General features: G+C 65.6%; 12 protein-coding genes. All 12 read left to right on the top strand.

The annotated features are described in order from the left end of the window. Positions 1 to 41 precede the first annotated feature (41 nt). The 12 genes from tsaB to trmB all read left to right on the top strand — a co-directional run bounded on the left by tsaB (position 42) and on the right by trmB (position 11,104). Positions 42 to 737, top strand: coding sequence for a tRNA (adenosine(37)-N6)-threonylcarbamoyltransferase complex dimerization subunit type 1 TsaB (tsaB, locus tag PMN64_RS39065; RefSeq protein ID WP_028343897.1), 696 nt, complete (start codon positions 42 to 44; stop codon positions 735 to 737). Then, complete coding sequence (gene rimI, locus PMN64_RS39060) at positions 734 to 1,219, top strand: ribosomal protein S18-alanine N-acetyltransferase (RefSeq protein WP_028343898.1); 486 nt, start codon at positions 734 to 736, stop codon at positions 1,217 to 1,219. Before tsaB ends, rimI begins: the two co-directional genes overlap by 4 nt. A 68-nt stretch (positions 1,220 to 1,287) precedes the next feature. Then, on the top strand, positions 1,288 to 1,740 hold the full coding sequence (locus tag PMN64_RS39055) for a Fur family transcriptional regulator (RefSeq protein WP_016840396.1): 453 nt from the start codon (positions 1,288 to 1,290) through the stop codon (positions 1,738 to 1,740). A 27-nt stretch (positions 1,741 to 1,767) separates the two neighbouring features. Further along, complete coding sequence (locus PMN64_RS39050; RefSeq protein ID WP_411784602.1) at positions 1,768 to 2,448, top strand: HAD family hydrolase; 681 nt, start codon at positions 1,768 to 1,770, stop codon at positions 2,446 to 2,448. A gap of 182 nt (positions 2,449 to 2,630) precedes the next feature. Continuing rightward, positions 2,631 to 4,019, top strand: coding sequence for a tRNA (N6-isopentenyl adenosine(37)-C2)-methylthiotransferase MiaB (gene miaB, locus PMN64_RS39045; protein WP_411784601.1), 1,389 nt, complete (start codon positions 2,631 to 2,633; stop codon positions 4,017 to 4,019). Between the two features lie 5 nt (positions 4,020 to 4,024). Continuing rightward, positions 4,025 to 5,095: a PhoH family protein gene (locus PMN64_RS39040; RefSeq protein ID WP_080686933.1), complete on the top strand. Its 1,071-nt coding sequence runs from the start codon at positions 4,025 to 4,027 to the stop codon at positions 5,093 to 5,095. A gap of 68 nt (positions 5,096 to 5,163) precedes the next feature. Beyond that, positions 5,164 to 5,661: an rRNA maturation RNase YbeY gene (gene ybeY / locus PMN64_RS39035; RefSeq protein WP_212057937.1), complete on the top strand. Its 498-nt coding sequence runs from the start codon at positions 5,164 to 5,166 to the stop codon at positions 5,659 to 5,661. A 1-nt stretch (position 5,662) separates the two neighbouring features. Then, entirely contained in the window at positions 5,663 to 6,775 is a 1,113-nt protein-coding gene (locus tag PMN64_RS39030) for a hemolysin family protein (RefSeq protein WP_028343903.1), read from the top strand. After that, entirely contained in the window at positions 6,772 to 8,385 is a 1,614-nt protein-coding gene (lnt, locus tag PMN64_RS39025) for an apolipoprotein N-acyltransferase (RefSeq protein WP_411784600.1), read from the top strand. The genes PMN64_RS39030 and lnt overlap by 4 nt, the downstream gene beginning before the upstream one ends. Positions 8,386 to 8,646: 261 nt before the next feature. Further along, complete coding sequence (locus tag PMN64_RS39020) at positions 8,647 to 9,063, top strand: helix-turn-helix domain-containing protein (protein WP_016840389.1); 417 nt, start codon at positions 8,647 to 8,649, stop codon at positions 9,061 to 9,063. A 179-nt stretch (positions 9,064 to 9,242) separates the two neighbouring features. Continuing rightward, complete coding sequence (locus PMN64_RS39015) at positions 9,243 to 10,367, top strand: M20 family metallopeptidase (protein ID WP_411784599.1); 1,125 nt, start codon at positions 9,243 to 9,245, stop codon at positions 10,365 to 10,367. Continuing rightward, positions 10,364 to 11,104 carry a tRNA (guanosine(46)-N7)-methyltransferase TrmB gene (gene trmB, locus PMN64_RS39010; protein WP_411784598.1) on the top strand — a complete coding sequence of 247 codons (741 nt, stop codon included), beginning with the start codon at positions 10,364 to 10,366 and terminating at the stop codon, positions 11,102 to 11,104. The genes PMN64_RS39015 and trmB overlap by 4 nt, the downstream gene beginning before the upstream one ends. The last annotated feature ends 101 nt before the right edge of the window (positions 11,105 to 11,205 follow it).

Below are 11,205 nucleotides of genomic sequence, written 5' to 3'. Positions count from 1 at the left end.
AGACCCCTGTTCGCCATTCCCTATTCACTATTCGCCCTCCCATGATGATTCTCGCCATCGATACGGCGCTCGACGCCTGCTCCGCGGCGGTGCTCGACACCACCTCCGGCAATACAATCGCCATTGAATCGCAGGCGATGCAGCGCGGCCATGCCGAGGCGCTGATGCCGCTGATCGCGCGGGTGATGAAAGAGAGCGGCATCGGCTTTGCCGGGCTCGACCGCATCGCCGTCACCACCGGCCCTGGCAGTTTCACGGGCCTGCGCGTCGGCCTCTCGGCGGCGCGCGGCTTGGCGCTGGCCGCGGAAAAGCCGGTGGTCGGACTGTCGACGCTCGCCGCTTACGCCGCGCCTGTCGTCGCCGAGAATGGCGCGTCTGCGATCCTGTCGGCGATCGATGCGCGGCATGATCACGTCTATTTCCAGCTGGTCGGCGGCGACGGCAGCCCGATCATCAAGCCGAAGGTGGCGCCGATCGCGGAAGCGCTCGAGGCCTCCCAACACGGCGCGCTGCATCTGGTCGGCAACGCCGCCAATATCCTCGCCGAGCGCTGGCCCGCCGACGCCGCACCGCCGGTCAAGGTCGACCGGCAGCCCGCGCCCGATATTACCTGGGTCGCCTGGATCGGCGCGGCCGTGGATCCTGAGACCGCGCCGCCGCGGCCGTTCTATCTGCGCGCGCCCGACGCCAAGCCGCCGAAGGACCGGCTCGAAATCAGCACGCCGCGATCGACATGATCGGCTGGCTGTCACGATGGTGGGGCGGCGGTCCGCCCGCGATCGAGCCCGCATCGCTGCGCGATGCGGCGCGGCTCGCGCAATTGCACGGCGCGTCGTTTCATCGCGGCTGGGGCGAGGGCGAATTCGAGGCGATGCTGACCGAGCGCAACACGCTGGTGCACCGGCTGCGGCAGGGACGCAACGTGATCGGCTTTGCCGTGTCACGGATGGCGGCGGACGAAGCCGAAATCCTGTCGATTGCGATCGATTCCAATCAGCGCGGGCGCGGCCTGTCGCGCGACCTGCTGCTGACCCATCTCGGCCATCTTGCCGGCCGCGGCATCCGCACCATCTTCCTCGAGGTGGAAGAGAACAATCAGCCGGCACGACGCCTCTATGAAAGGGCCGGATTCGGCGTGATCGGCCGCCGCGAACGCTATTACAAGCAGCCCGGCGGGGAACATTTGAACGCGCTTCTGATGCGGCGCGACTTGTCGTAACATCGGCGCGATGGCAGAACAGCGCCCTGCTCTGCCACCCAAGGCTTGAAGAATACGGCCCGAAACCCATGACCACGGTGAAAATCACGCCTGCGCAGAAGAATACCGGCATCGAGGCGCGCTGCGCCGCGACCGGCATGCGCATGACCGAACAGCGCCGCGTGATCGCACGCGTGCTGGCGGAGGCCATGGATCACCCCGACGTCGAGGAGCTCTACCGTCGCTGCGTTGCGGTCGACGACAAGATCTCGATCTCGACCGTCTATCGCACCGTCAAGTTGTTCGAGGATGCCGGCATCATCGAGCGCCACGACTTCCGCGAGGGCCGCGCACGCTACGAGCAGATGCCCGAGAGCCATCACGACCATCTGATCAATCTGCGCGACGGCAAGGTGATCGAGTTCACCTCCGAGGAAATCGAGAAGCTGCAGGCCGAGATCGCGCGCAAGCTCGGCTACAAGTTGGTCGATCATCGTCTCGAGTTGTATTGCGTCCCGCTCGACGAAGACAGCAAGTCCTAGGCGCGTGCGGGAACGCGTCACCCGGCCATGACATTCGATCTCGTCATCTTCGATTGCGACGGCGTGCTGGTCGACAGCGAGGTGATCTCCTGTCGCGCGCATGCGGAAACGCTGACGCGTCACGGCTTTCCGATTACGCCTGATGGCGTGCTGAAGCGCTTCCTCGGCGTGTCCGATCGCGAGGCGCGGCGGATCGTCGAGAGTGAGATCGGCCGTGCGCTGCCCGAGACCTTCGAGGCCGAGGTCAAGCACGCGACGCTGAGCTTCTATGCCGACGATCTCAGCGCCATCGCGCATGTCGGCGAGGCGATCGCCGCGCTCGGCTTACCGAAATGCGTGGCCTCGAGCGGCACGCCGGAAAAGATCCATCACGGCCTGACCTGCGCCGGGCTCTACGACCAGCTGGCACCGCATATTTTCTCCGCCACGCAGGTCAAGCGCGGCAAGCCGGCGCCCGATCTCTTCCTGTTCGCGGCCACGCAGATGGGCGCCGCCCCCGCGCGCTGCGTCGTGATCGAGGACAGCGTGGCCGGCGTCACCGGCGCCCGCGCCGCCGGGATGACCGTGCTCGGTTTTTACGGCGGCAGCCATTGCACGGCGGAACATGAGGGGATGCTGCGCCAGGCCGGCGCGGCCGTAACCTTCGCCGATATGCGCCAATTGCCCGATTTGGTCGCGCGGGTGGGTACCAGAGCGCTCGCCGGCTGATCCCTGGAGGGTCATTCCGGGGCGATGCGTCAGCATCGAACCCGGAATCTCGAGATTCCGGGTCTGGTCCTTCGGACCATCCCGGAATGACCGGCGGGACGGCTGGATTTTCCCCGGTTTAAGCTATATTTCAGCCTCGGCGCCCCGATGGCGCCGTTTCCATTTTTCGCTCTCAGGGTTCCATGACGACGCCGCGCAAGCTGCACATCAAGTCCTATGGCTGCCAGATGAATGTCTACGATGCGCAACGCATGGCGGACACGCTGGCCAGCGAGGGCTTTGTCGAGACCGCGAGCGCCGAAGACGCCGACCTCGTGATCCTCAACACCTGCCACATCCGCGAGAAGGCATCGGAGAAAGTCTATTCCGAGCTCGGGCGGCTGCGCGTCGCCAAGGACGAGGCCGCGCGGGCGGGCCGCGAGATGAAGATCGCGGTCGCCGGCTGCGTCGCGCAGGCCGAAGGCGCCGAGATCATCCATCGCGCGCCGACCGTCGACATCGTGGTCGGGCCGCAGAGCTATCATCATCTGCCCGAGCTCTTGAAGCGCGCCAAACAAAACGGCCGCGCGCTGGAAACGGAATTCCCGGTCGAGGACAAGTTCGGCTTCCTGCCGCAGCCGAAGCCGGATGCGATCCGCGCCCGCGGCATCTCCGCCTTCGTCACGGTGCAGGAAGGCTGCGACAAGTTCTGCACCTTCTGCGTGGTGCCCTACACCCGCGGCGCGGAAGTCTCGCGTCCGGTCGCCAGGATCATCGACGATGTGAAGCAGCTCGCCGACAATGGCGTGCGCGAATTCACGCTGATCGGACAGAACGTCAACGCCTATCACGGCGAAGGCCCCGACGGCCGCGTCTGGCCGCTCGGCAAATTGTTGCAACGGCTCGCCGCAATCCCAGGCGTCACGCGGCTGCGTTACTCCACCAGCCATCCGCGCGACGTCGACGACGCCCTGATCGCGGCACATCGCGATTTGCCCGAACTGATGCCGTTCGTGCACCTGCCGGTGCAATCGGGGTCGGACCGGATCCTTGCCGCCATGAACCGCAAACATACCGCCGATGACTACCGGCGTGTCATCGACCGGTTCCGCGCCGCACGGCAAGGCATTGCTTTTTCATCAGATTTTATCGTGGGCTTCCCAGGAGAGACCGCGGAAGAATTTTCCGCCACCCTCGCGCTTGTCACGCAAATCGGATACGCTGCGGCGTATTCATTCAAGTATTCGCCACGGCCGGGCACGCCGGCGGCGGAGATGCGGGAGACAGTGTCAGCAGCCGAGATGGACGAGCGCTTGGGGCGGCTTCAGGAATTGATCGACAGCCAGCAATCGGCCTTCAACCGGGCTGCGATTGGCACAACGGTCGATGTGCTGTTCGAGCGCGCCGCGCGCAATCCGGGCCAGATCGTCGGCCGCACCGCCTATCTGCAGCCCGCCCATGTGATGGCGTCGCCCGACATCATCGGCCAGGTCCTCCCGGTGAGGATCGACAGCCTCGAGCGCTACAGCCTGATCGGCGAGCTCGCGCCGCGACCCGCGCCCGGCCTCATTTCGCAGACCATTGGAGCCTGAAATCCTTGCCCAAAAGCGCATCGGATTCGTCTTCGCTCGCTCCCAGCCGCAAACCTGACCGCGACATGCAAATGCCACCTGAGACCCGGCCCCCTGAAACTCAGGTCGTCATCGATTTCGACGACAACCGCGCGGCATCCGCGCTGGTCGGCCCCTACGGACAAAATCTGGCGCTGATCGAGCGGCGGCTCGGCGTCGTGGTCGATTCCCGCGGCAATCATCTGACCATCGCAGGCTCCCGCGACGGCTGCGACGCGGCGCGGCGCGTGCTGGAGACGCTCTACGCGCAGGCCGTCGAGGGACACGACCTCGACCAGGGCGAGGTCGAAGGCGCGATCCGCGCCGTGATCGCGCAGGGCTCGCTGTTCGAATTCGACAACAAGACCGCCAAGCCGACCTTCGAGACCATCAATCTGCGCAAGCGTCCGGTGCGCGCCCGCACCGCGGCGCAGGATTCCTACATCCGCGCGCTGAAGCGGCATGAGCTGGTGTTCGGCATCGGCCCGGCCGGCACCGGCAAGACCTGGCTCGCGGTCGCCCATGCCGCGCAGTTGTTCGAGCGCAAGGAGGTCGATCGCATCATCCTGACGCGGCCCGCGGTGGAAGCCGGCGAGCGGCTCGGCTTCCTGCCCGGCGACCTCAAGGAGAAGGTCGATCCGTATCTGCGCCCGATCTATGACGCGCTGTACGATCTGATGGATGCCCGCGTCGTCGAGCGCGCGCTGCAGGGCAACGAGATCGAGATCGCGCCGCTTGCCTTCATGCGCGGCCGCACCCTGACCAATGCCGCCATCATCCTCGACGAGGCGCAGAACACCACGACGATGCAGATGAAGATGTTTTTGACGCGTCTCGGCGAGAACAGCCGGATGATCGTCACCGGCGACCCGTCGCAGATCGACCTGCCGCACGGCCAGGCCTCGGGGCTCACGGAAGCCGTGAAGCTGCTCGACGGCGTCGAGGGCATCGCGCAGGTGCATTTCAAGGCCGAGGACGTCATCCGCCATGAATTGGTGGCGCGCATCGTGGCCGCCTATGAGGGATTGCCGCAAAAGCCGGCAAACGCCAGATCTTGAGACCAATAGCTTCGGCCGCGAGCCCGCACGATGCGGGATCCGGCCATAACGCAGATTTTGAAACCAACGTGTCTGCTTTTCCTGCAACCGAGGTTCTCGTCACCGCCGAATGCTGGCAGGCCGAGCCCAATGCCGACGCGGTGATCCACCGCGCCATCGAGGCTGCCGCCGAGATCGCCGATGCCGATGTCGCCGACGCCGAGCTTGCGGTGATGCTGACCGACGATGCCGGTATCCGCACCCTGAACGCCAACTGGCGCAGCATCGACAAGCCGACCAACGTGCTGTCGTTTCCGGCGCTGCAGCCGGAAGGCGCCGGCGGACCCGACGATGCCCCGCGCATGCTCGGCGATATCGCGATCGCCTATGAGACGACGCGGCGGGAAGCCGATGAAGAGCAGAAGCCGTTCGACCATCATTTGAGCCATCTCGCGGTGCATGGCTTCCTGCACCTGATCGGTTACGACCACGAGAACGACGACGATGCCGAGGACATGGAGGCGCTCGAGCGCGAGATCCTCTCTTCCCTCGGCATTCCCGACCCCTATGCGGATCGGATCGCCTGACATGCCGGATTCCGAACCGACCCACGACAACCCGCGCAACGTGAGCAACCTGCCCGCCGTGGTGCACGAGGGCGAGGTACAGCGCCCGGCGGCCGAGGGCTGGCTGGTGCGCGCGATCCGCACCCTGTTCGGCTGGAAGGCCGGCTCGGTGCGCGACGACCTACAGGTGGTGCTTGACGCCTCGACGCCCGACGATGTCGGCTTCTCGGCGATCGAGCGCACCATGCTGCGCAACATCCTGTCGCTGAACGAGCGGCGGATCGCCGACGTCATGGTGCACCGTGCCGACATCGTCGCGGTCAAGCGCGACATCCCGCTCGGCGAATTGATGAGCCTGTTCGAGAGCGCGGCGCATTCGCGGCTCGTCGTCTACAACGAAACCCTCGACGACCCCGAGGGCATGGTGCACATCCGCGACCTGCTCGCCTTCATGACCGCGAAGGCCCGCGTCACCGACGCGACCAAGACGAAGCGCAAGAAGCCGTTCCCGGCCGGGCTCGATCTGCGCAGCGTCGACCTCGCGCTGCCGCTGTCGGAAGCCAATATCATCCGCAAGCTGCTCTACATACCGCCGTCGATGCGCGCGATCGACCTGCTGGCGCAGATGCAGGCCTCGCGGATCCATCTCGCGCTGGTGGTCGACGAATATGGCGGCACCGACGGACTGGTGTCGATCGAGGATATCGTCGAGCAGATCGTCGGCGAGATCGACGACGAACACGATTCCGACGAGCCGCCGTCCATCGTGCGCCAGCCGGACAACTCCTTCATCGCCGATGCGCGCGCCAGCCTCGACGATGTCCGCTCGGTGATCGGCGAGGACTTCGTGATCGGCGACGCCGGCGAGGAGGTCGAGACGCTCGGCGGCTACCTCGTATCGTTCGTCGGGCGCCTGCCGGTGCGCGGCGAGGTGATTTCGGGACCCGGCAATTACGAAGTCGAGGTGCTCGACGCCGATCCGCGGCGGGTCAAGCGCGTGCGCATCACCGCGCGCAAGGAACGGCCGACGCCGCGCAAGGAGCGCGAGCGGCGCCGCGAGCAGGCGCCGGACTCCGGAAACCCGCAGGCGAACGACAACATGCCGCCGCCCGGCGAGGGAGCCGGTCCGCAGTGAGGCTGTCCGACAAGCTCCGATCGATCGGCCTTGCAATCATCCTGACCTGGGGATGGAAACGCGCCGTCCTCGCGCTCACGGCCGGCGCGCTGTCTTCGCTGGCGATGGCGCCGTTCAACGCCTGGCCGGTTCTGTTTCTCACCTTTTCCATCGCGGTCTGGCTGATCGACGGCAGTGCGGCCGGCCGCTGGCGCGGTCTGCCCGCCGCGGCGCTGTCCGGGTTCTGGTTCGGCCTCGGCTATTTCGTGCCGGGCCTGTACTGGATCGGCTACGCCTTCTTCGTCGATGCGGACACCTTCGCCTGGCTGACGCCGTTCGCGGTGCTCGGCCTGCCTGCCTATCTCGCTTTGTTCACTGCGTTCGGCTTCGCGCTGGCGCGGCTGATCTGGCCGCGCGACGCCTCGCGCGTGCTGGCGCTCGCGGTCAACCTGACAATTTCGGAATGGCTGCGCGGCCATCTCCTCAGCGGCTTTCCGTGGAATGGGTTCGGCTACGCATTGACCGAGCCGCTGGCGCTGGCCCAGACCGCGTCGCTGATCGGGCTGTGGGGCATGACGTTCCTGGCCGTCGCGATCTTCGCAAGCCCGGCCGTGCTGATCGACGGCGCCTCGCGCGGCCGCAAGCCGTGGCGTGCCCCGGTGGCGGCGGTGCTGGTGCTGGCAGCGATGCTGGCGTTCGGCGTGGTCCGCCTCGCGCAGCAGCCGACCAGGATGGTCGACGGCGTCAAGCTGCGCATCATGCAGCCCGATTTGCAGCAGGACGCCAAGTTCAACTACTCCGCCAAGGCGGCGGTGATGCAGAAATATCTCACCCTGTCGGATCGCGCCTCCGGGCCGCACGCCACCGGCGTGAAGGATGCCAGCATCCTGATCTGGCCGGAATCCGCATTTCCGTTCTTCCTGACCAAGGAAGCCGACGCGATGGCGCAGATCGCCGACCTCCTGCCGAAGGGAACCGTGCTGATCACCGGTTCGGTGCGCGCGCCCGATCTGCCGCCCGGCGTCCGCGTGACGCGCGCCTATAATTCCATCTACGTCATCGACCACGACGGCAGCGTGCTCGCGGTCTACGACAAGCTGCATCTTGTCCCGTTCGGAGAATATCTGCCGTTCCAGGACTGGATGGAGAAGGTCGGCTTCGTGCAGCTCACCAAGGTGCAGGGCGGCTACATTCCCGGCACGATCCGCCGGACGCTCGATATTCCGAATGCACCGCGCGCCCTTCCGCTGATCTGCTACGAGGCGATCTTTCCCGGCAATGTCGTGAGCCGCGACGACCGTCCCGGCTGGATCGTCAATGTCACCAATGACGGATGGTTCGGAATCTCGACCGGCCCTTACCAGCACCTGCAACAGGCCCGGCTGCGCACCATCGAGGAAGGCCTGCCGATGGTCCGCGCCGCAAATACGGGCATCTCGGCCGTCATCGACCCCGTCGGCCGGATCGTTGCACAACTCGGGCTCGGCATCGAAGGCGTGCTCGATGCCGGCCTGCCGGCGGCCATCGCGCCGACGATCTATGCGCGTGTCGGGAACATCCCCGCCGCTGTGATTGTGATCACAGCCCTGGCGTTCGTGTTGCGGCGGCGGTTTGTGAGGCGAAAACCCTGACGACCGCATATCGCCGGTTGTCGCGAACCCGAAAAAACGTCGAAATTTACCTCAGTATGATTCCACCAGTTGACAGATCGACCGTGCACTTCGCATTGTACGGGTCCACGCGAAATCACAAGCCAAGTCAGCCCCTTTGCGCAAATTGTCCGCATTTCGTCCCGATCCTCCTTGCAGGATTTGACGGCACCGGCGCCTGAGGCATACTCCACTTCCAACTTGCCTCATCCACGGGCGCGCAATCCCTTAGGAGAGTTGGAGATGTCCACCAAAGCGCCCAATCCTGTTGACAAATATGTCGGCAGCCGCGTCCGAATGCGACGCATCATGCTCGGCATGAGCCAGGAGAAACTGGGCGAGGCGTTAGGCCTGACGTTCCAGCAGGTGCAAAAATACGAGAAGGGCACCAACCGCGTCGGCGCCAGCCGGCTGCAGCAGATCTCCGAAATCCTGCAGGTGCCGGTCTCCTTCCTGTTCGACGGCGGCCCGAGCGGGGTCAAGACCGCCGACGGCTTCAGCGAGGGCGCCTCGCCGACCTATGTCTCCGATTTTCTGGCAACCGCCGAGGGCCTGGCCCTGACCCGCGCCTTCACGCGGATTGCGGACGCCAAGCTCCGCCGCAGCATCGTCGAACTGGTCGAGCAGATCGCGGCGCGCGAGGCGGCCGAGCAGGTCTGATTCAGCCATATCCGTTTGAGCGATCGTCAAATCTGGAATATGCCATTCCGGCGTACGCTAACGCGATGAGTTCAGCTTGAGCATCATCGCGCTTTAGCGCCTCGTTTGAGCATGATTTCGGATCATGCTTTGGCGCGTGCGCGCAATGACAGAGCGAATTCACAGGCGACGACAACAGCATGTCCAGCAATCCGTTCGAAACCGTCGTGATTCTCGACGGCATCCGCCGCTGGGTCGAGATCGAATCTCCGACGGAGCGGCCCGACCAGATCAACAAGCTGGCCGATCTCGTCGCGTCGGGCTATCGCGACCTGCCGGCCACGGTGGAGCGCATCGCGGGACGCGACGGCTGCGGCGATCACCTGGTGACGCGCTCGTCCTGGGGCCAGGACGCGCCGGGCATCCTGGTGCTGAGCCATCTCGACACAGTCCATCCGATGGGATTCATCGAACGGTTACCATTCAAGGTCGACGGCGACAGCGCGTTCGGCCCCGGCATCTACGACATGAAGGGCGGCGCCTACCTCGCCTATCATGCGTTCAGGCAGGCCTGCGCCGACGGCGCGCGCCCGCCGCTCGGCATCACGCAGCTCTACGTATCGGACGAGGAGATCGGCAGCCCGACCTCGCGGGCGCTGATCGAGACCGAGGGGCGCAAGGCCAAATACGTGCTGGTGACCGAGCCGGCGCGCGACGGCGGCAAGATCGTCACCGGACGCAAGGGCGTTGCGCGCTTCGACGTGTTCATCAAGGGCGCGCCGGCGCATGCCGGCACGCGCCCCGAGGACGGCCGCAGCGCGATCCGGGAACTCGGCAATGTGATCCAGGCGCTGGAGGCGATGAACGATCTCAAGCGCGGCGTCACCGTCAATGTCGGCGTCGTCCGCGGCGGCACCAAGCCGAACGTGATCGCCGAAGAGGCCTATGCGGAAGTCGACATGCGCGTGCCGACCATGGCCGACGCCGACGAATTGGTGCCGAAGATCCTCGGGATCACCTCACGCACCGAGGGCGTCAGCGTGAAGATATCGGGCGAATTGAACCGTCCGCCCTATGAGAAAAGCAACGCCGGCGCCGCGCTCTACGAGCACGCCAAGGGGTTGGCCGCCGAGCTCGGCTTCGAGCTGGCGGATGTGTTCACCGGCGGCGGCTCCGACGGCAATTTCACCGCCCCGCACACCGCGACCCTCGACGGCCTCGGCGTCGACGGCAAGGGCGCGCATACCCATTACGAGCAGCTCTACATCTCGTCGATCGAGCCGCGCGCGCGGCTGCTCCACCGTCTCTATCAAACGCTGCGATGACACCGGCTCCAGGCGACCGCGGCGATCGCGATTCCTCCGACGACGGCGCGATGGCGCATGCGCGCGGCTCGTTCTTCGGGCGGCGCAAGGGCCACAAGCTGCGCCCGCATCAGGCCGACCTGATCGACACTCTGCTGCCGCATCTGGCCGTCGACATCTCGGCGCCCGCGCCCGAGGCGCTGACCGAGTTGTTCGATGACGGCACCGAGAATGTCAGGCTCGAAATCGGCTTCGGCGGCGGCGAGCATTTGATCGCGGAGGCGCAGGCCTTTCCGACCACCGGCTTCATCGGCTGCGAGCCCTATGTCAACGGCATGGCGAAGATCCTGACCCAGATCGAGGCGCTCAATATCGGCAATATCCGCCTGTTCGCCGGCGACGCGGCCGAACTGCTGGCCTGGGCGCCGACGCATTCGCTCACGCGCATCGACCTGATTCATCCCGATCCCTGGCCGAAGCGGCGGCATTGGAAGCGGCGCTTCGTGCAGGATGCGACGGTCACTGCCATGACGCGGCTGCTGCCGCCGGGCGGCGAATTCCGCTTCGTCAGCGATATCGACGACTACTGCGCCTGGACACTGGCGCATCTGATGCGCTCACCTGACTTCGCCTGGCTCGCCGAGCGCGCGATCGACTGGCAACAGCCGTGGCCGAACTACACGATGACGCGCTACGGCGCCAAGGCCGAGCGCGAGGGGCGCAAGGCGGCGTATTTGAGGTTTCGACGCACGCCTTAGTGTCGTCGTTCCGGGGCGATGCGTTAAAGCGGGATGGGTTTAGGTTGAATCGATTTGGGATTCCCAAATCAGTGTGTTTCTGATTCACCATGCTGGCTGGA

The sequence above is a fragment of the Bradyrhizobium sp. UFLA01-814 genome (genome assembly GCF_046718885.1).
GTDB lineage: Bacteria > Pseudomonadota > Alphaproteobacteria > Rhizobiales > Xanthobacteraceae > Bradyrhizobium > Bradyrhizobium elkanii.
Note: the sequence above shows the minus strand (reverse complement) of the source record. Positions and strands in the feature narration are given on the sequence as shown.